Origin of the sequence: Janthinobacterium sp. GW458P (assembly GCF_002127585.1) — a bacterium.
Lineage (GTDB): Bacteria > Pseudomonadota > Gammaproteobacteria > Burkholderiales > Burkholderiaceae_D > Janthinobacterium.
Window position 1 is genome coordinate 77,915 of the sequence record NZ_NEGZ01000015.1, and the last position, 19,487, is coordinate 97,401.

Below are 19,487 nucleotides of genomic sequence, written 5' to 3' on the forward strand. Positions count from 1 at the left end.
AATGAGCATCATCAGCAATGCATTGTCAGGCAGCATCGCCGCCCAGGCCGCCCTCACCGCCGCCAGCCAGAACATCGCCAACCTGCAAACGGCGGGCTATACGCGCCAGGGCGTGCTGCTGTCCTCGCTTGGCGCCGGCATAGGCGTGCGTTCGGCCGGCAATGGCGTGGAAGTGTCCGCCCTGCTGCGCTTTGCCGATGCCTACAAGAGCCAGCAAATGTGGCGGGCCGCGTCCGACCAGGGCGCCCGTTCGCAGACTCAGCCTTACCTGACGCAGCTCGAACGCGTGATGGGCGACGATGCGTCGAGCATCAGCAACGGCATCGACGGCTTTTTCGCCGCCCTCAACGCGGCCGCCGTCGATCCGACGTCGACACCGCTGCGCCAGCAGATCATCACCTCCGCCGACGCCATGTCGCAGCGCTTCAACAGCATCAGCACCGTCATGAGCAACCAGTTGCTGTCGGTGCAGCAGCAACGCGCAGCGATCGTGCCGCAAGCCAATACTACGCTGCAAAATATCGCCGCGCTGAACCAGCGCATCAGCACCTCCACGGCATCGGGCACGAATGTGTCGTCGCTGATGGATGCGCGTGACCAGCTGATCGACGGCCTGGCCTTGCAAATGGGCATCGAAGTCCTCGACCAGCCGGACGGCTCGCGCAATGTCGCGCTGAAATCGGGCCAGCCGCTGGTCATCGGCAGCATGGCCGGCACGCTGAGCAGCGCCATGACGAACACCGGTGAACAGACGCTGAGCCTGGATTTTGCCAAGTCGTCGTATACCCTCGATATGGTCGCCATCGGCGGCCAGATGGGCGGCCTGGGCGAATTCGAGAAAAATACCCTGAAACCGCTGCAGCAGTCGGTACAGGACATGGCCAGCCAGTTGGCTGCCAACGTCAACGCGCAACTGGCCCTGGGCAAGACCATGGCCGGCGCGGCGGGCGGCCCTCTGCTCGTCTACGCGAATAACAAGCTGAGCATCACCGCCGGCTTCAATGCCAAGGATCTGGCCCTGTCTCTGACGGGCGCGGCCGGCGACAGCGGCAACTTGCAGAAATTGATCGATATCAAGAATCAGCCGGTCACGGTGAACTGGGTCGGTTCAGTCCTGCTGAGCGACGCGGACACGCAGCTGGTCGGCAAGCTGGGCATCTACAGCCAGCAGAACCAGGCTTTGCTGAAGACGGCCAATACGGTGCGCGCGCAAGCGATCGACGACTGGAAATCCACCAGCGGCGTGAACAAGGACGAGGAAGCGATGAACCTGGTCGAATTCCAGAATATGTACCAGGCAAACATGAAGGTCATTTCCGTCGCGAACACCTTGTTTGATGCCACTTTGGCAATGATGGGTTAAGGAGAAGATCATGCGTGTCGCCACCAGCCAGTACCAATCGCTGATCAATATTTCGCTTCAGCAAAATCAGGAGCGCATCAATTACGTGACCCAGCAGATGGCGTCGGGCTTGCGCATCCAGTTGCCGTCGGACGACCCGATCGGCAATGTGCGCATTTCGCGCCTGACGCGCGAGCAAGCCATGGTCAAGCAGTACCAGGACAATATCGCCACCGTGAAAGTGCGCCTGCTGAAGAACGAGAACTATCTGTCGAGCATGGTCACCGACATGGGCCAGGCGCGCGACCTGCTGGTCTGGGCCGCCGACGGCGGCAATGCGCCCGACGACCTGAATGCGATGACGCAATCGCTGACCGCCATGCGCGACAGCGTGCTGTACACGGCCAACCTGAAGGACCAGGAAGGCCGCTTCATGTTTTCAGGCACGGATACCGACAAGCCGGCCATCGCCTTCAATTCCGCTGCGCCCGCCGGCTCGCGCTACAGCTATAACGGCAACACGGCCACGCAGACCGTGGTCGTGGGCAATGGCGTGACGCAGGCCGCCAACGTCGATGTCAGCAAGCTGGAGGTCTGGCTGAACAAGATCGACCAGGCCATCGATACGCTGAGCAAGCCCGGCGTGAGCCCCAACGATCCGGCCGTGCGCACCGTGGTTGGCGCCGCGCTCGATGGCACCGATGATGGCATGGACTTGCTTTCTGGCAAGATCGCCATCTTCGGCGGCGCGCAGAACATCCTCAGCACGCTCTCCGGCAATCTGGGCAATGTGTCGCTGTCGAACGACATGGCCTTGTCCGATTTGAAGAAAACCGACATGGGCGCGGCCGCTCTTGAACTGACCGGCTACCAGACGGCCATGCAGGCCACGTACAAGGCCTATGCCAAGGTTGGCACCATTTCCCTGTTTGATCTTCTCTGACCATCATGCAAATCGCTCAGACCTCCTCCTCTTCCGGCGTCAATGCCAAAGGCGCCGGCACCGCCCGCGTCGTCGATGACGCGTCCCCCGCCGTCAGCGGCAGCGCCAGCGCGCGCAGCGAGGCGCCGGCAGCGAGGAGTTCGACGGCGAGCCTGAAGCGCGGCCTGAGCAACTGGGATCACCAGTTGCAGGGGGAAATTTCCAACGCGCAGCAAACACTCGATTACCTGGAGCGCAGCAGCAGCCAGCTGCAGGCGCTGAAAAGCGAGCTGGCGGCCAAGCTGGCCGCGCGCCAAGGCCGCGAGGGACAGGTCGAAGCCAGGGTGCGCCAGTTCAGCAATACCTGGCGCCAGCGCGCCAGCGCCTCGGGCGGCACGCTGGACTCGCAGCTGAGCTACACCAGCCCGCGGCCGGCACAGCAGAACTTCAGCATCCGCGGCCTGACCATGGCCAGCCTGCAGGAAGGACCGCAGGAAGTGCTGGCCTTCTCCGTGGGCGGCGCGAACCAGGCCTTGCGTTCGGTCAATATCGAACCGGGTCTGAGCGAGAGCGAAATCGTGTCCCGCTTCGACCGTGCACTGATGCCATCCGGTATCGGCGTCAAGCTGGGCGAGAATGGCGAGCTGGTGTTCAGCACGTCGGAAGCGTCGTGGGCCAATGTGCGCGACAGCCTGTCCGTGCGCGGCAGCGGCATCCGCTATCCGACCGGCCAGATGAGCCGCGTGCGCACCGATGCGGAACCGGCCGCCATCGCGCCGGAAGAATGGAATACCGGCGACGTGGAAGCCCTGCGCGCCACCTTGCAGCAAGTGGTGCAGGCGCTGGCGCAGCTGCAGGCGGCGCGCAGCTCCGTCAGCCTGGCCCTGGCGCAAGCCACGGGCCGCGTGGCCCGCGCGCAACCGGTGCAAGTGAGCGTCAGCATGGATACGCTGGCGGAAAACTTCACAGAAAAGGCCAGCCAGCCCGGCTATGAATCGTTGCTGGCGATCAGTTCGGCATTGGTCGGCATCAGCCGCGAGCGCGTCGTCGCCCTGCTGGGCCTGGACTGACTCCCTGCCGCCGCGTGCGCCGCCTTGGCCACGCGGCAATAAATTGACACGCCCCCTAGCCCAGGACCGTGGAAATCCGTAAGATGCAGCGGTCGCTGACGCTTTCACCAGGACGCCAGCGCATTCCGTCATCCACCTCCGGAGTTCCCTTGATAAAAACCGCCGCCCGGCTGATCAGCTACGCCCTGCTGGGCAAATCCGACAAGCAGCCCCTCGATATCGCCAAGGTGCGCAAGGTATTGATTTTGCGCAATGATAAGATCGGCGACATGATCGTCACCACGCCGTTGCTGCGCGAGCTGAAGAAAAACTACCCGCACTGGCAAATCGACGTGGCCGCCAGCAGCGCCAACCGCGCCGTGCTGGCCGACAATCCGCATGTCAACGACATCATCATCTGGGACAAGCAGCCGCTGCTGCGCGACTTGCGCAGCACCATCGCCGACCTGCGCCGGCGCCGCTACGACGTCATCTTCAACCCCTACAACCGCTTTTCGATTCCCTTGCTGTTGCGCATCAAATGGCTGGGCGCGCGCTATCTGACGGGCTTCGCCATTCCCAAGTACGGCAGCTCGACGGCCAAACTGGGCATGTTCGACCACACGGTGCCGTGCGACCGCAGCCGCCATATCCTGCACAGCTTCTTCGCCACGTTCGCGCAGTTCGGCTTGCGCGATATCGACATGCGCTACGAACTGTTCGGCGTGGACGCCCACGCGGCGCGGGTTGACGCGGCCTGCGACGCCCTGCTGCGCGACTATGCGGGATTGTTTTGCCTCAATTTTCAAGGCAGCAATGCGCAGCGCACGGTCAGCGTGGCCGATGCCCGGCGCTGCTGCGCCGCCCTGGCGGCGCGCTATCCGCGCCATGCGCTGCTGGTGATCGCCGCGCCGGGCACCGAGGCGCGCGCGGCCGAGATCGTGGACGGCGCCGGCCACGCCAATGTGATGCTGGCGCCGCCCACCGGCCACGTCCTGGAGCTGGCGGCCCTGATACGGCGCTGCGAACTGGTGCTCTCGCCCGACACGTCGGTGATCCACCTGGCGTCCGTGTATGACAAGAAAATCGTCGGCTACTACATCCGTACCGACAACTACCGCTGGTTTTATCCGGCCAGCCGCCACTACCGCGTCATGGTGGCGCCCGGCCTGACCCTGGAAACGGTCAGCGCGGACGCCACCCTGGCTGCCGTCGACGAGCTGATGGCCGGCGATACGCCGCTGCAAGCGACCGTTCAAGCAGCGGGCTGAGCGGCTACCAGGGCCGCGAACTGCCCTGCCGGCAAGGCCCGGGAAAACACATGGCCCTGCGCATAATCGCAGCCGGCGGCCCGCAGCAAGTCGCGCTGCGTGGCCGTCTCCACGCCCTCCGCCACCACCTTCAGGCCCAGGCCCTGCGCCAGCGTGATGATGGCCACGCACATGGCCAGGTCCGCTTCGCCATGGCCCAGTTCCCGCACCAGCGAGGGATCGAGCTTGAGCACGTCGATATCGCCCCGCTTCAGGCATGCCAGCGAGGCGTTGCCGGCGCCAAAGTCGTCGAGCGCCAGCGCCAGGCCCATGCCGCGCAGCTGCCGCAGCCGCTCGCCCACCTGGCGGGCATCGTCGAGCAGCACGCCTTCGGCCATCTCGATGGCGATGGCGCCCGGCGCCAGGCCCGCCCGCGCCAGGGTCTCGCCCCAGCCCTCGTAGCAGGCGGCGTCGCAGTGAAATTCCAGCGCCGACTTGTTGATGCTGATCTGGAAGGCGGCGCCATACTCGGCTTGCCACTGCTGCGCCTGGCGCACGGCCTGGCGAAACACCCAGTCGCCGATATCGGTGATCAAGCCGTTGGCTTCCGCAAAGGCGATGAAATCGGCGGGACACAGCAGGCCGCGCTGCGGATGGCGCCAGCGCAGCAGCGCTTCGGCCCGCTCGATGCCGCCGCCCTGCAGCCCGATGATGGGCTGGTAATGCAATTCGAACTGATTTTGTTCCAGCGCAAGGCGCATTTCGCGCACCGTGCTGCGGCGCAGTTCTGCCGCCTGCTGCATGGCCGGCGTGAAGTAGCTGTAGCGGTTGCGCCCCGCGCTCTTGGCCGCATACATGGCCTGGTCGGCGTGGCGCAGCAAGGTGGCCGTCGCCTCGGCATCGGCCGGATACAGGGCCACGCCCACGCTGGCCGAGATCTGCGCGCTGTCGCCGTCAAGCGTGAATGGCGCGGCCAGCGCCGCCACCAGCTCCTGCAGCACCCGTTCGATGCCGCCCGGCTGCGCCACGCCGGCCAGGATGACGGTGAATTCATCGCCGCCCAGGCGCGCCACCGTGTCGGTCACGCGCACGCGCTCGCTGATGCGCCGCGCCGCCTGGCGCAGCAGCATGTCGCCCTTGGCGTGACCGAGGCGGTCGTTGACTTGCTTGAAATGGTCGAGATCGATGAACAGCAGGGCCAGGCTTTTGCCGTCGCGCCTGGCGCGCCGCGCCTCGTTGTGCAGGCGGTCGAGAAACATGTGGCGGTTCGGCAAGCCCGTCAGCTGGTCGACGTTGGCTTGCCGCCAGATGCGCTCGGACGCGATGCGCTGCGCCGTGATGTCGCTCACCAGCGCCAGCGCGCCCAGGTAGCCGCCGCTGGCATCGAAGATGGGATTGGTGGCCAGGGTGGCCCATAGGGCGCTGCCGTCGCGGCGCAGGAATTTGAATTCATGGCGTTCGGCGATGCCTTCCTCGCGCCGCGCGATATTGCGCTCGAGGATGGCGCGCCCCTCCTCGTCCATGAAGGAGGCCAGCGGCTGGCCCAGCATCTCCTCGATCTGGAAACCCAGCATGTGCGCCATCTTCGGGTTGACAAAGCTGGTCAGCGCCTGCGCATCGATTTCCCAGATGCCCTCTTCGGCACTGTGCACGATGCGCCGGAAGCGCTCCTCGCTGCGTTCGAGCGCGGCCAGCCTGCCTTCGGCCTGCTCGAGCACCAGGCGCAGCGCCTGGCCGCCGGGATCGGCGCTGCCAAGCAGACTCATCGGTAAACAGGGTTCCGGCGCACCCGGACGCAGCCTGATCTGCAGCTGGATGCGTTCCGGTTCGCTGCTGTTGAGCACGCCCTGCACGAACTGCTCGTAATCGTGGCCGAAGGCTTCGTGCACGTAGGCGCGGAACAGCACGTGGCCGGGCCGCTCGCGCTGCAGGCCGAACAGCTCGGCGGCCACGAGGTTCATTTGCAGGATCACGCCGTCGAGGCCCAGCACGAAATAGGCGACGGGCGCCAGCAGGTACAAATCGTTGAAATACGCCTGTTCGCGCTCGGCCTTCACCCGCTCCGGGCTGAAGACGCCATCGTCGAGCAAGGGCGCGGCCGGCCACGCCACGGGGTCGTAGCCACGCAGGGAAGAGGAATCCGGAGCAGAGACCGCATGCGGCGTAATGTCCATGGCTATCCTTTGCACCACCGCCCAGACAGTCTGGCGGATGCTGTCCCGAGACTAGCATGCGCAAGGCGCAGTGTCGAGCCACGCACGCCCGCCCGCACGTTTTACAACAGGGCCGGCCTCAGCGTCCCATGCCGCGCCGGCGCAGGCCGAAATCGTGTCCCACCACCAGCAGGGTGCTGGCGACCAGGCTGGACAGGCCCACTATGAGCTGGATCAATTTATCGTCAGGCAAGATCCACAGCGATGACGCCGGCGTCTCGCAGCCCGTGGCCGCGCTGATCAGGGGCGACACCCAGGCCGCGTCCGGCGTCACGTCGAGCACGACGGCGCCGTCGGCGCTCGTCTGCATATAGATGTCGCCCCCTTCGGCCAGGGTAAAGCAGATGCCCACGCCCGTTTCCGTGGCGCGGATATTGTCCTGCATGCTGCGGTTATGTTCCTCGATCCACACTTCCACGTCGTATGGCGTTTCCAGGTGCTCCCACGGGCGGGGGCGGAAACGCGGACGTTCGTCCGCGCTGGCGGGAGAATCCGCGATATCGGGATTGTTGCTGTCTGCTGCGCCTTGCATGCTCGTTGACCTTTTCTGCGGTGATGTTCTGCGGTGATGCGCGGGAGCGTTCGCCCGCCAGCCGCCATTATCCCCCGTTCGCGGCGCGCAGGGTATTCCCACAGCGAATCCATCAGAAAAACTGACAGCTATCAACTTTTAACATCAACATGTCTGACTTAAAATACGCGCCATCTCTTCTTTACAGGTTTTACATGCAAGGCATCAAACGCAAAATCGTCTACGTCACGGCCTTTGAAATCATCGGCATGGCCATTTCCACACTCTGGCTGACCCTGCTTTCGGGTGAATCGCCCACCAGCACGGGCCCGCTGGCGATCATGATCACCACCATCGCCGTGATCTGGAACCTGCTCTACAACACGGCCTTCGAATACTGGGAAATCCGCCAGGTGTCGCGCACGCGCACCGTCTGGCGCCGCATCCTGCATGCGATCGGCTTCCAGATCACGCTCGTCATCTACCTGATTCCGCTGATCGCCTGGTGGCTCAACATCAGCCTGTGGGAGGCCTTCGTGCTCGATTTCGCGCTGATGCTGATCATCCCGTGCTACAGCTTCATCTTCAATTACTTCTTCGACGGCCTGTTCGGCGTGCCCCTGTCGGCGCAGCAGCCGAAGGAAGCAGCGCCCGCTACTCAGGGCGCGAGAGTTTCCGACGCGGTCAGCAACTGAAGAAAGGACCGCGCCGCCATGCCCAGCGGCCGGTCCTTCATCCACACGAGGTGGATGGGCACGACCAGGCCATTGCCCGTGTTCTTGAAGGCCACGCAGCGCACCCTGCCCGCCGCCAGAGAATGGGCGATGGCCGAGGCGGCGAAATTGCCCCAGCCCAGCCCCGCCTCGACCATGGACAGCGCCATCGGCAGGCTGTCCGTGCGCCAGTAGGACAGTCCCACGACGGGACGCGCATCGGCCAGGTCGAGTTCCCGGCTGGCAACGATGATCTGGCGCAAATTGACCAGTTCCTCGATGTACACGGGCTGTCCCGCCGCGCTCGGTGGATGCTGCGTGGAAATAATCGCCAGCAAGGCGTCGCTGCCCACCAGCTGGAACTGTTCCTCGTGATTGATGCGCCCGCCGGCAAACGCCATGCAGGCGCTGATGCGGCCCCGGTGCAGCATGTCGAGCACGTCATCCTGCGGCGCCGTCAGCACTTCGATGTCGAGCAGCGGATGGCGCTGCGACAGGGCCTGCACGGCGGCAAGAAAAGGCGCATGGTCGAGTTCGGCCGCAATGCCCAGAGAAATGCGGCTTTCCAGCCCCTGCGACAATTGCTGCGCATGCAGGTGCAGCTGCTTGAGCTGCTCGGCAATCAGGCGCGCGTGGGGAATCAGGGCCGTGGCGGCCGGCGTGGGCACGGCTTCGCGCGCGCCGCGGTCGAACAGCACGATGCCCAGTTCCGCCTCGATGCTGGCAATGGCCATGCTGACGGCCGACGGCGCCCGCCGCAGGGCGCGCGCGGCGGCCGAGAACGAGCCGCCGTCGACGACGGCCAGGAACAGTTCGATGTTATGGCTGGACAGTTTCATGGGAAACGGAAAGAGGAAGCTGAAAGCGGGAAATGGGCGGCACGTTTCTGCCGCCAGCGATAAAATGGCAGAAATCTCGATAGCAGGAGGGGCCATGACTCATCCACTTCCCTACCGCCGCGGCGGCTATGTCTCGGAGTTTACCCGCTTTATCGACGGCTATCTGCGCAACCATCCCGAAGCGCAAACCAGCCAGCGCCGCGGCTGGCGCATCTGGTGGGAACGCCCCGTGAATTTCGACGAGTGGCGGCGCGCCGGCAGCGATAGCGTGCCGGAGCCGCCTTACCACTACGACTGATCAAACAAAGGCCCGGACAAACGGATTTATCCGGCGTTTGTCCTGTCGTTCAGCCTTTCCAGGTGCGCTGCAGACCGGTATCGGCATGGATCCAGCCGCCGCGCGGGCCGGAGCGGTAATAAAATCCCACGCCGCCCTGCTTGAAGCTGCGCACGAGCGAGCCGAGCACTTCCGCGTTCAGATTCGCCACGCGGATGTCGGCGGCGCGCCCCGAAATGTGCAGCGACTGGCGCGCGGCCGGCACGCCCGCTTCGCGCAGCTTGCCGTTCGATTCGGCCGTGCGGTAGCCCGACAAAATCTCCAGCGGCTGCTCGATGCCGTAGCGGGCCACGAACGCTTGCGTGCCCCACAGGGTTTCCAGCAGTTTCGGGTCGATGGGCGCCGTCTTCTTGCCGTTCACGTCGCGCAGCAAGTGGCACAGTTCCTGGTAGGCCGAATCGATGACTTCGCCATCTTTCCAGTACAGCAGCTTGGCCTTTTCATTGCTGGCCGGACGCACCACTTCCAGGGTGCGGGGCTTGAGCCAGAATTCCAGGTCCAGCGCCTGCGCGTCGAAGATGTCGGGCGGCGGTTCGAGTTCCGTGATCGGCTGGCGCGACTGCGAGGTGAGCGAGCGGTCCACGCTGGCCAGCTGCGTCGGCTGGGGCGGCACGCCCGTGCGCGGGGCGCGCGGCCTGGCGCTGGCCGAAGCCGCGGCGGGAGCGGCCGTGCGCGAGGCGCAGCCGATGAGAGGGGTAGCTACCAGGCCCAGCGCGGCCAGGCCCCTACCGTGGTGTAGAAAATTTCTGNGGCTGGGGCGGCACGCCCGTGCGCGGGGCGCGCGGCCTGGCGCTGGCCGAAGCCGCGGCGGGAGCGGCCGTGCGCGAGGCGCAGCCGATGAGAGGGGTAGCTACCAGGCCCAGCGCGGCCAGGCCCATACCGTGGTGTAGAAAATTTCTGCGCGATGCCATAGTCAGTCCAATGTAACGATGGGAATACTATAGCGTATTGTGCTGCGAAGAAAAACCCTCCATGCCTATCGTACGGGCCTGATTGCCCGCTTTTTGCGTCAGGCGGCGGCAGCGACGGGCGCGGCGCCCTCTTTCGCCTGCGCCAGCACCGTCAATGGCTTGTCAAGCAGATAACCCTGGGCTGCGATGGGCAAGCCCGTGGCGGCGGCGATGCGCTGCAGCGCGGCCAGCGCGGCCGGCGTGTCGAGGCGCTTGAAGACGACGCGGATTTTCGCCGCATGGCACACGGTGACGAAGCTGGCGACGGCCTGCTCGTCGCTGAGGTTGCCCGCGTCGAGCTTGAACGCGTGCGGGTGCAGCCGCTCCAGCATGCCTGTCGCTTCCTGCACGCTGGCCACGTTGATGGCCAGGCGAAAACCGTTGCGGCGGTAATTGTCGGCCACGTAATTGAGCAGCCAGCCCTGGTTTGGCGTGACGGCCGGCAATTGCAGCACGATGCGCTCGATGGGCAAGCCCAGCGCGTCGAGGATGCGCTGGAAGGCGTGGCCGTGATTGCTGCTGACGGCGCTGAGCAGGCGGTCGTGCACGTTCAGGTACAGGTCGGACTGCTCCGCCTCGCTCTGGCGGAAAAAATTAATCGCATGCAACATGCGGCACAGCCGGTCCAGCTCCACGGATTCGTCGTCGCTGGCCGCGTGGTCGAGCAAGCGCCACAGCGACAGGCCCTCGTCCGCCTTCGACACGCTGCGCGCCAGGCCCTCGAACGCCAGCAGCTTGCCGCTGCCCAGTTCGCGCAGCGGCTGGAAGGCGCTGGTCATGGTGCAATTGAAAAAGCGTCCCAGCGCCCTGCCCTCGTCATCGAGCCAGACGCTGGTGCCGGCCTGGGTCTGATGCGACAGGCGGGCCAGATAATTCTTCAGGACGGGAAATGGCATGGATGCTCCTTCGTAAGGCTGCGCCAGGCTGTCCTCGCGGGAAAAGCGGCGCCAAAGCGTGCAGACTAAGGCAAGGCGAACCAAAGGAGAACGAATGGTTTCGCCATTTGATATGCGCCCAGCATATAAAGAATGCGGCGGCCGGCGCATAACGATAGTCGGAAACATTCGTTCCAGCGGTCCGCCCCGGCCTTTACTGTGGGCGTGTACCGATATCGTCAGGAAGGGCCGCCATGTGCCAGTTACTCGCAATGAACAGCAGCAAGCCCGCCGCGCTGGGGTTTTCCTTTGCCGGCTTCGCCGAACGGGGCGGACGCACGGACGAGCACCGCGACGGCTGGGGCATCGCCTATCATTCCAGTAGCGGCTGCACCCTGCTGACGGACCACCTGGCCGCCGTCGACTCGCCGCTGGCCGCCACGGTGCAGCGGCACCCCGTGAAGGCAAGGAACATCGTCGCGCACATCCGCAAGGCCACGCAGGGCCGCATCGCCCAGGAAAACACGCACCCGTTCGCCCGCGAACTGTGGGGCAAGACCTGGTCCTTCGCCCACAATGGCGACCTGAAAACGTGGCGCGCGCCCGTCAACGCCCACTACCGCGCCAGCGGCGACACCGACAGCGAACAGGCGTTCTGCCACCTGCTGGCCAGCCTGCGCGCACGCTTTCCCCTGGGGGAACCCACGCGCGCCGCGCTGCGCGCCGCCATCGCCGACGTGGCCCGCGAAATCGCCGCGCACGGCAGCTTCAACTTCATCCTGTCCGACGGCGAACTGCTGTTTGCCCACTGTTCCACGCATCTGCACTATGTGATCCGCGAATATCCATTTTCCGTGGCGCACCTGATCGACTGCGAGCGCAGCATCGATTTCCGCCAGCACAACCACCTCGACGACCGCATCGCCGTCATCGCCACGCATCCGCTGACGCAGAACGAGGACTGGCTGGCGTTCGCGCCAGGCGAACTGAAGCTGTTTGCCCGCGGCGCCTTGCTGCCGCCGAACGAGACGGCGCCGCAAGGCGTGTACATCCAGATCAGTTACTGAGCGGATACTGAGCTGATACCGAGTCGTTACGAGGGAACATGTTCAAACGGAGGGAAGGGCCCGCCGCCGGATGGGCGGGCTGAAATGCAGGATAGCCGTCAGGCCGAATTGCAGTTGCAAAAGCGCTTGCGCTTGGGGTCGCCGCTAGCGATACCCGCGGGGTCAATCTGTTTCCAGCAAAAAATCGTTTCCACGCCATACGGCGAGCGCACATTGCCCGCCTCGACATAGCCCTGCTTGACGAAGAATTCCTGGCTCGTTGCCGTGCTGTGCAGCTGCAAGGCCTTGATGCCCCACTCCCTGGCCTGCACTTCGAGCCGCTCGACGAGGGCCTTGCCCGCGCCGCGGCCTTGCGCCTCCGGCAACAGGTAGCACAGGGCCAGCTTGCCGGCGCGCGTCAGCAGGCCCACGCCGACGACGGCGCCCGCCTCGACGGCGACGAGCGAAAAATTGGTGGGCGACGCGAACCAGCACGCCACCATCTGCGGTGTTTTATTGCCCAGCCAGGCTTCCAGGATGGCCGGATCGTCCCGATGATCGAGGCTGCAGCATTCGACGATGGAGCGTCGTAATACATTGCACGCCTCGAAAGCGTCGGTCGATGTTGCAATACGAATTTCAAGACTCATGTACGCTCACAAAATATTCCAGTTGCCGATGCAGGCGGTTTCACCGTGTATCGCGCGATTCGACTATACACCAAGCAGCGCGATCGGGTTTTTTCGCGCCACGCCACGGGACGGATTTGCCCATGACGGAAGCATTGCAGGCTAAGCCTTGACTGTCGTCTTGCCCACGAATCATTTCAAAAATCGATATCTGTTTTTTAGTGCAAACGGGAATGCGATCTAAGCATATTACGAAAAATTCGTTTCTTTTCCGGCCGGAATTTTAGACTATGTCTATCTGTTTTCACAACAAGAGAAGAATATGTCCCGACACAACGCCGCACCGACCGCCGTCCTGACGCTCACCCAACGCTCGCGCCGCTGGTTCCTGGCCGGCGCCCTGGCCGCCTCGGCCGCCGCCATGAGCCTGCCCATGGCCGCCAGCGCGGCCGAACCGGTGGTCTTGCTGAACGTTTCCTACGACGTCATGCGCGAACTGTTCAAGGACGTGAATCCCGCATTTATTGCAGAATGGCAAAAGAAAACGGGCGAAACCATTACCATCAAACAATCGCACGGCGGCTCCAGCAAGCAGGCGCGCTCCGTCGCCGATGGCCTGGAAGCGTCCGTCGTGACCATGAACCAGGCCAACGACATCGATTTGCTGGCCGACCGGGGCCTCGTGGTGGCCGACTGGGCCAAGAAATTCCCGAACAATGCGGCGCCGTTCTATTCCACCATGGTGTATCTGGTGCGCAAAGGCAACCCGAAACAGATCAAGGATTGGGATGACCTGGCCAAGCCCGGTATCAAGGTCATCGTGCCGAACCCGAAAACCTCGGGCAACGGCCGCTACACCTACCTGGCGGCCTGGGGCTATGCCGTGAAAAAAGGCGGCAGCGAAGCGCAGGCGCGCGACCTGGTGACCCGCCTGTTCAAGAACGTGCCCGTGCTCGACGGCGGCGGCCGCGGCGCCACCACCACCTTCACCCAGCGGGAAATCGGCGACGTGCTGGTGACGTTCGAAAACGAAGTGCAGCTGGTGCGCAAGGAATTCGGCGACAACTTCGAAGTCGTCTACCCGAGCATCTCCATCCTGGCCGAGTCGCCCGTGGCCGTCGTCGACAAGGTGGTCGACCGCCGCGGCATCCGCAAGGAAGCCACGGCCTACCTGCAATACCTGTACTCGGAGCCGGGCCAGGAAATTGCCGCCAAGCACTTCCTGCGTCCCCGTTCGGCCGCCGTGGCGAAGAAATACGCGGCCAGCTTCAAGCCGATCAAGCTGTTCACCGTCGACGACGTGTTTGGCGGCTGGAAACAGGCGCAAAAGAAACATTTTGACGATGGCGGCGAGTTCGACAAGATTTATCAACAGTGATCTGACCTGCATCAACAAAAAAACCGGGACTTGTCCCGGTTTTTTTATGGCCGTGCGCCAGCGTCCCACTCCAGCGCGCTGAACAGGCTGGCAATGGCAAGGCCGTCCGCCTCATGCGGGCCAGCGCCTGCCGTCCTGCCAAGGAAACGCAAGCCGCAGGGCGACACGGCGTCTTCCTCCGGCAGCGCGCCGGCGGGGGAACAAGCATGGCCGGCACATCCTTACTGTTTCGTCAGCACCAGCCTGAATTGCGGCAGCCAGCGCCCGTCCACCAGCATCTCGCTGGCCGCCTCATAGGCATCGGCCGATGGCGTCCAGCGCACGCGGTAGGTCAGCGCCTTGCCGCTGGCGTCCACGTACTGCGTGGCAGGAAAGTCGAGGGCGCCGTCGGCCGGCAACATCGTGCCGCGGCTGTAGGCGCCGCTGTTTTCCAGATACAGGAACGCTACCTTGCCTGCGGCGGGATCGTGGTAATACGTGGTTTCGCCCACGTAATCGGGCTTGCCGGGACTGCGCACCGTATGCACGTCGCGCAGCACCTTGCCGCCGTACAGCCACTGGAAACAGTGCTCGTCCGTTTGCTTGCCACCAGGAAATTCGCCCTTCCAGCAATGCCCGGCCAGGAAGGCCATCGGCTGCAGCGCCGCGATGGGGTGCGCCGGCACGGCAAACGAGGGCAACAGCAGCAGCAAGGGCAATGGGCGCATGGCAAACCTCCAGGGAGTTGCAGCCAAGTATAGGCGAATACCATGCTGGCGCAGCGCCGGCGCGCGCTTTGCGCATATCGATATGCGCATCGATTCGTGGTCAAAAGACCGCGCGCGCCGTACTCTGGCCTTGTCGCGCCGCACGGCGTATTACGGGCACAAAGGAAACAGCATGGCTATCTCGGAAGTGAATGTACGCAACCAGTTTCGCGGCAAGATCAAGGAAATCATCTTTGGCCCCGTGGTCTCGGAAGTGGACGTGGAAACGCCGCACGGCATCGTCACCTCGGTGATCACCTCGCGCTCGATCAAGGACCTGGACCTGAAAGTGGGCAGCGAAGTCATCGCGCTGGTGAAATCGACGGAAGTGTCGATCGCCAAGATCCAGTAACCCTTGCCACCCTTGACGCCGCGCCCCTTGCCATCCGGCAGCGGCGCGGCGTTTGCTTCAGGGCTTCAGATACACATAGCCTTCCTGCGCCTGCAACCGGCTCACCTCGGCCACGCCCGACGGCACGATGACGGCTTCGGGCAGCACGCGCTGACGGTCGATGTTGCGTCCTTGCAAGGTGTTATTACAGACGCGAAAGCTCACGCCTCGCTTGACCAGCTCGCGCACCACCGCGTCATACGGCGTGCCATTCCTGTCGCTGGCGCCGTCGAGCAGAAAGTCGATGCCGGGGCCGTGCGCGACGAGCACGATGGTGGCCTGCGGGCTGGCGTTCAGGTGATTGCGGATATTGTTCAGCGCAGCCATGGGATTGCTGCCGTCATTGAGGTGATACACCACCTTCTCCGCCTGCTGCGCCGCCGTGGCGGCGGTGCAGGCGAACAAGGCGAGAAGGATGGCGGCGAAGCAGCGGCGCAAGATAGTCATGAGAGGTCCGTTTCAGTGGCAGATTAAAAACATTGCCATCATATCAATTCCCGAACGAAGACGTAAACGTGCGGCTGACGGGCAGCTTTTCCGTGCTGCCCCCGCAGCAGCACCTGCATGCGCCCGGCGTCGATGCGTTCGGCCGCCTCGATGGCTTTCACGTTGACCATGGTGCCGCGGTGGATTTGCCAGAATTGATCAGGATCATGCCCGCCGAGCAAATCCTTCAGCGGCGCGCGCAGCAGCCGCCCGAAGGCCATGGCCATGGAACCGGTATCGATCGGCGTCAGCCGGACCAGCTTCATGGCGGCGTAGCGGCGCCCCCGTCCCTGGACCCGTTCCGCCATTTCGGGGCGTTTCAGCAGCAGCGATTCCTCGTCGAGGCTGCGGCACCAGACCGTATATTTCTTAACACGATGCGTGCTCCGTGGTCTGTGATTAGGCATGAACGCAGTCGACAGCGCCCCGCCTGCAGGCCATAGCGGGGGGCGACGAGGCACGAAGCGGCAGGCGTCAACGACGGAGCGCGCGGCGCCTGCCCGCCCCTCGCTGCCAATATTGCCGAAATAACATGAAGTTTCCATAGTGAAATCAATAATGGCGTAACAATTTTCACTACGGCAAGAATAGCCCCATTTATTTGCCAAATTGGCCGCAACGCCGCCTGCCGCGGGGCGATGCCGTAGACATCGCCTGATCTTTAATGGTATTGTCTATACTTGGCAAATATTGCCTCCAAGACACACGCCGCGTGCCCGCGGCACTGTCGCGGATTTGCGCGCAGCGCCCCTGATGGCGCCCCAAAACCTGCTTTCCCACATACTCCCATGCTCAAAAAAATGTTCGCCGCGGTGCTGATGACGCTTTCGACAGCGGCCATCGCCGTGCCCTTCGGTTCCCAGTCCATCCTGGTGGTCGAAGACGGCACAGGCAAAGTCTTGCTTGAAAAAAACTCCAACGTGGTGGTGCCCATCGCCTCGCTGACCAAACTCATGACAGCCATGGTCGTGCTCGACTCCAAGGCGAATATGCAGGAAGAGATCAGCATCGACCGCGAGGATGTCGACACCTTGAAACACAGCACCTCGCGCCTGCCCGTGGGCGCCACCCTGAGCCGCCACGACGTGCTGCAACTGGCGCTGATGTCGTCCGACAACCGCGCCGCCGCCTCGCTGGCGCGCACCTTCCCCGGCGGCCCCACGGCGTTTGCCGTGGCCGTCAACGCCAAGATCAAGGCCCTGGGCATGCGCCAGACCGTCATCGAAGAGCCGACGGGTTTGTCGCCGAACAACCAGTCGACGGCGGCCGACCTCGTCAAGATGGCCGTGGCCGCCTCGCGCTACCCGGAAATCAGCCGCATCACCACCGATTCGAAGGACGTGATCCAGATCAAGGGCCGCGACGTGGAATACCACAACACGAACCGCCTGGTGGGCGCCAAGGGCTGGGACATCGGCCTGTCGAAGACGGGCTACACGAATGAAGCGGGGCGTTGCCTGATCATGCGCATCAAGTCGGCCGGCAAGTTCGCCACCATGATTTTGCTCAACGCGCGCGCCAATTCCGTGCGCGCCATGGACGCCGTCAACATCCGCCGCATGCTGGCGGCCGAGAACGGCATCGAAGAGCCGAAGGTGATGCGCGCTTCCGTCAGCCGGCACAAGAAGGCGCCGGCCAAGCCATCCAAACGCCGCCGCGCCCGTTGAGCTATAAGTTAACCCTTGAAATGCCGGGGTCGGACCCTCAGGGTCCGACCCCAGTCCTTGCTTAGGGTTAAGCCTTGATTTGCCGGTTGGTCATCACCACGCCGGCAATCGTCACCGCGCCGCCCACCAGCATCGAGGCCAGCACCGGCTCGCCCAGCAGCGCCGCCGCCAGCACGATGCCGAACACGGGCACGAGGTTGTTGAACACGGCCGTGCGCGACGGACCCAGCGCCTTGACGCCCTCGTAATACCAGACAAAGCCGATCACCGTGCCGAACACGCCCAGGTAGCCGATGGCGGCCCACACCTGCCAGCCAAAGCTGTGCCACGGCACGGCCGGAAATTCCACGGCCGCCCCCACCAGCAGGAAGGCCAGGCCCCACATCGCCGCATACGTGGTGGCGGCGATGGGCGAGAGGCCCTTCAGCGCCACTCTGCCGATCAGGGTGTAGGCGGCCCAGCTGGAAATGCCGCAGAACATGAACACTTCGCCCATGCCGATGCCGCCGCCCTTGCCGTGCAGCACGCCGGCCAGGTCGCCACGCGTGATGACGATGGCCGTGCCGCAAAACGCCAGCAGGATGCCCAGCCACTTGAACGATCCCAGACGTTCGCGGAACAGCATGGCCGAGGCCAGCGCCGTGACGATGGGATTCAGCGCCACGAACAGGGCCGTGCGCCCCGCCGGCATGCGCGACAGGGCCGCCAGGAAGCACAGGTTATATAAAAAGATGCCCGTCAGGCCCAGCGCGGCCGTCGTTGCCAGCTGCTTGCGGTCCAGGCGCGGCAAGCCCCCTTCCAGCTTCCACGCCAGCGCGACGAGCAGCAGCACGGCCACGCCGAAGCGCCCGCTGGCGGCCGTCATGGGCGGCATCTGCTGGGCCAGCACCCTGCCCGCGATAAAGGTGCCGCCCCAGAACAGGGCGACGAAAATCAGTTTCAGGTAGACGAGCGGCGACTGCGCGGCAGGCAGGGCGGCTAAAGGCAAGGCGGATGAAGACATGGAAGTTCCTGTGAAGCCGCTTGCGCGGCGGGTGGCGTACATGCTGTACACTTATATACTAATACTAATATCAACTCATGAAATAATGAGCAAATACTCATAGCACAGGAAAACCACAGATGACCTTCACGCAACTGGAAATCTTTACCCTGGTGGCCGAGCTGCACGGCTTTTCCGCCGCCGCCGCGCAGCTGGGCATCAGCCAGTCGGCCGTCTCGCACGCGTTAAAAGCACTGGAAAAGGAGATGGGCGTGGACCTCATCGTGCGCCACCAGGCCTCGGCCGAGCTGACTGACGTGGGCCGCCAGCTGCTGGTGCGGGCGCGCGAAATCCTCGGGCTGTCCGAAGCCATGCGCCAGGAAGCGGCCGACGTGCTGGGCCAGCGCCAGGGCAGTTTGCGCATCGGCTCCTTCGGCCCTACTTCGTCCTTGAACCTGCTGCCGGCCATCACGGCGCAGTTCCGCCTGCGCTATCCGGGCATCGCCCTGCGCATCGACGAAGGCGCCGACCATGAAGTGGTGCAGTGGATACGCGAGCGCAGGGTCGATGTGGGCTTCGTCGTGCTGCCCGACGAGCGTTTCGATACGGCGCCGCTGGTGGAAGACCAGATGATGGCGCTGGTGCCGCGCAGCCACCGGCTGGCCGGCGAAACGGCCGTCACCCTGGCGCAGCTGTGCGAAGGGCCGTTCATCATGTCCGAGGCGGGCTGCGCCTGCCTGATCGAGCCGCTGTTCGCCAACGCGGGGCTGCAGCCCAATGTCCCCTACCGCATCAGCCAGGTGATTACCATCCTCGACATGGTCAGCCGCGGCGACGGTGTCTCCATCGTCGCCGAACTGGCCCTGCCGCAGCGGCTGCGGGAGCAGTATCCGGAGCTGGTGGCCCTGCCGTTAAATCCGCCCGTCAGCCGCAAGGTGGGCCTGGCCGTGCGCGACCGGCGCCAGAACACGCCGGCCACCAACGCTTTTTTCGACGTGGCGAAGCAGATGGCGCCGACCCTGGCGCCCCGGCGCGCCTGAAGGCCGGCTTAAAAGGTTTCCCACTCCTCGCTCGCTTCCGGCTTGCGCTGCGCCGCGGGCCTGGAGGCCGGCGCCTGCGCGATGCGCACCGGAGCCGGCGCGCGCGCCACGGGCCTGGCGG

The 19,487-nt window shown here is 64.3% G+C and carries 21 protein-coding genes; 11 read left to right on the forward strand and 10 right to left on the reverse strand.

What is annotated here, in order from left to right; all coding sequences use genetic code 11:
- The first annotated feature begins 1 nt into the window (after position 1).
- The 4 genes from flgK (at position 2) to CBW50_RS11615 (ending at position 4,584) form a co-directional block, all read left to right on the forward strand.
- A complete protein-coding gene (gene flgK, locus CBW50_RS11600) occupies positions 2-1,363 on the forward strand; it encodes a flagellar hook-associated protein FlgK (RefSeq protein WP_086145689.1) in 1,362 nt (453 codons plus the stop codon).
- A 10-nt stretch (positions 1,364-1,373) separates the two neighbouring features.
- Entirely contained in the window at positions 1,374-2,285 is a 912-nt protein-coding gene (gene flgL, locus CBW50_RS11605) for a flagellar hook-associated protein FlgL (RefSeq protein WP_086145690.1), read from the forward strand.
- Positions 2,286-2,290: 5 nt separating this feature from the next.
- Positions 2,291-3,334: a hypothetical protein gene (locus tag CBW50_RS11610; protein WP_086145691.1), complete on the forward strand. Its 1,044-nt coding sequence runs from the start codon at positions 2,291-2,293 to the stop codon at positions 3,332-3,334.
- A gap of 149 nt (positions 3,335-3,483) precedes the next feature.
- A complete protein-coding gene (locus tag CBW50_RS11615; protein WP_157792479.1) occupies positions 3,484-4,584 on the forward strand; it encodes a glycosyltransferase family 9 protein in 1,101 nt (366 codons plus the stop codon).
- On the opposite strand, the gene CBW50_RS11620 is transcribed toward CBW50_RS11615, so the two are convergent.
- Together CBW50_RS11620 and CBW50_RS11625 are read right to left on the reverse strand one after the other, a co-directional pair.
- Positions 4,569-6,737, reverse strand: coding sequence for an EAL domain-containing protein (locus tag CBW50_RS11620; protein ID WP_172404740.1), 2,169 nt, complete (start codon positions 6,735-6,737; stop codon positions 4,569-4,571). The two genes, CBW50_RS11615 and CBW50_RS11620, sit on opposite strands and share 16 nt — an antisense overlap.
- Positions 6,738-6,855: 118 nt before the next feature.
- Positions 6,856-7,308: a hypothetical protein gene (locus tag CBW50_RS11625; protein WP_086145693.1), complete on the reverse strand. Its 453-nt coding sequence runs from the start codon at positions 7,306-7,308 to the stop codon at positions 6,856-6,858.
- Between the two features lie 194 nt (positions 7,309-7,502).
- Between CBW50_RS11625 and CBW50_RS11630 the strand changes: the two genes are divergently transcribed.
- Positions 7,503-7,982, forward strand: coding sequence for a PACE efflux transporter (locus tag CBW50_RS11630; RefSeq protein ID WP_086145694.1), 480 nt, complete (start codon positions 7,503-7,505; stop codon positions 7,980-7,982).
- On the opposite strand, the gene CBW50_RS11635 is transcribed toward CBW50_RS11630, so the two are convergent.
- A complete protein-coding gene (locus CBW50_RS11635; RefSeq protein ID WP_086145695.1) occupies positions 7,946-8,839 on the reverse strand; it encodes a LysR family transcriptional regulator in 894 nt (297 codons plus the stop codon). The two genes, CBW50_RS11630 and CBW50_RS11635, sit on opposite strands and share 37 nt — an antisense overlap.
- Before the next feature lie 94 nt (positions 8,840-8,933).
- Between CBW50_RS11635 and CBW50_RS11640 the strand changes: the two genes are divergently transcribed.
- Complete coding sequence (locus tag CBW50_RS11640) at positions 8,934-9,137, forward strand: DUF3460 family protein (protein WP_086145696.1); 204 nt, start codon at positions 8,934-8,936, stop codon at positions 9,135-9,137.
- Positions 9,138-9,186: 49 nt separating this feature from the next.
- Here the strand turns inward: CBW50_RS11640 and CBW50_RS11645 are convergent, their stop codons facing one another.
- Both CBW50_RS11645 and CBW50_RS11650 read right to left on the reverse strand, forming a co-directional pair.
- Entirely contained in the window at positions 9,187-9,759 is a 573-nt protein-coding gene (locus CBW50_RS11645; protein WP_086145713.1) for a DUF882 domain-containing protein, read from the reverse strand.
- 426 nt (positions 9,760-10,185) lie between these two features.
- Positions 10,186-11,022 carry an EAL domain-containing protein gene (locus CBW50_RS11650; RefSeq protein ID WP_086145697.1) on the reverse strand — a complete coding sequence of 279 codons (837 nt, stop codon included), beginning with the start codon at positions 11,020-11,022 and terminating at the stop codon, positions 10,186-10,188.
- A 233-nt stretch (positions 11,023-11,255) separates the two neighbouring features.
- Between CBW50_RS11650 and CBW50_RS11655 the strand changes: the two genes are divergently transcribed.
- Positions 11,256-12,068 carry a class II glutamine amidotransferase gene (locus CBW50_RS11655; protein ID WP_086145698.1) on the forward strand — a complete coding sequence of 271 codons (813 nt, stop codon included), beginning with the start codon at positions 11,256-11,258 and terminating at the stop codon, positions 12,066-12,068.
- 98 nt (positions 12,069-12,166) lie between these two features.
- On the opposite strand, the gene CBW50_RS11660 is transcribed toward CBW50_RS11655, so the two are convergent.
- Positions 12,167-12,697 (reverse strand): GNAT family N-acetyltransferase, encoded by a 531-nt coding sequence (locus CBW50_RS11660; protein ID WP_086145699.1) that lies wholly within the window; start codon positions 12,695-12,697, stop codon positions 12,167-12,169.
- 301 nt (positions 12,698-12,998) lie between these two features.
- On the opposite strand from CBW50_RS11660, the gene CBW50_RS11665 reads away from it, so the two are divergent.
- A complete protein-coding gene (locus tag CBW50_RS11665) occupies positions 12,999-14,054 on the forward strand; it encodes a sulfate ABC transporter substrate-binding protein (protein WP_301178809.1) in 1,056 nt (351 codons plus the stop codon).
- 221 nt (positions 14,055-14,275) lie between these two features.
- Here CBW50_RS11665 and CBW50_RS11670 read toward each other — a convergent pair whose 3' ends face one another.
- On the reverse strand, positions 14,276-14,761 hold the full coding sequence (locus CBW50_RS11670; RefSeq protein ID WP_086145700.1) for a hypothetical protein: 486 nt from the start codon (positions 14,759-14,761) through the stop codon (positions 14,276-14,278).
- Positions 14,762-14,933: 172 nt separating this feature from the next.
- Here CBW50_RS11670 and CBW50_RS11675 point away from each other — a divergent pair, with 172 nt between their 5' ends.
- Complete coding sequence (locus CBW50_RS11675) at positions 14,934-15,152, forward strand: molybdopterin-binding protein (protein ID WP_034757699.1); 219 nt, start codon at positions 14,934-14,936, stop codon at positions 15,150-15,152.
- Between the two features lie 57 nt (positions 15,153-15,209).
- Here CBW50_RS11675 and CBW50_RS11680 read toward each other — a convergent pair whose 3' ends face one another.
- Both CBW50_RS11680 and CBW50_RS11685 read right to left on the reverse strand, forming a co-directional pair.
- On the reverse strand, positions 15,210-15,629 hold the full coding sequence (locus CBW50_RS11680) for a DsrE family protein (RefSeq protein ID WP_216356346.1): 420 nt from the start codon (positions 15,627-15,629) through the stop codon (positions 15,210-15,212).
- Positions 15,630-15,676: 47 nt separating this feature from the next.
- Positions 15,677-16,222 carry a LytTR family DNA-binding domain-containing protein gene (locus tag CBW50_RS11685; protein WP_172404741.1) on the reverse strand — a complete coding sequence of 182 codons (546 nt, stop codon included), beginning with the start codon at positions 16,220-16,222 and terminating at the stop codon, positions 15,677-15,679.
- 243 nt (positions 16,223-16,465) lie between these two features.
- Between CBW50_RS11685 and CBW50_RS11690 the strand changes: the two genes are divergently transcribed.
- Positions 16,466-17,344 (forward strand): serine hydrolase, encoded by an 879-nt coding sequence (locus CBW50_RS11690; RefSeq protein ID WP_086145702.1) that lies wholly within the window; start codon positions 16,466-16,468, stop codon positions 17,342-17,344.
- Between the two features lie 67 nt (positions 17,345-17,411).
- On the opposite strand, the gene CBW50_RS11695 is transcribed toward CBW50_RS11690, so the two are convergent.
- Complete coding sequence (locus CBW50_RS11695; RefSeq protein ID WP_086145703.1) at positions 17,412-18,347, reverse strand: DMT family transporter; 936 nt, start codon at positions 18,345-18,347, stop codon at positions 17,412-17,414.
- Between the two features lie 119 nt (positions 18,348-18,466).
- Here CBW50_RS11695 and CBW50_RS11700 point away from each other — a divergent pair, with 119 nt between their 5' ends.
- Complete coding sequence (locus CBW50_RS11700) at positions 18,467-19,366, forward strand: LysR substrate-binding domain-containing protein (protein WP_086145704.1); 900 nt, start codon at positions 18,467-18,469, stop codon at positions 19,364-19,366.
- The last annotated feature ends 121 nt before the right edge of the window (positions 19,367-19,487 follow it).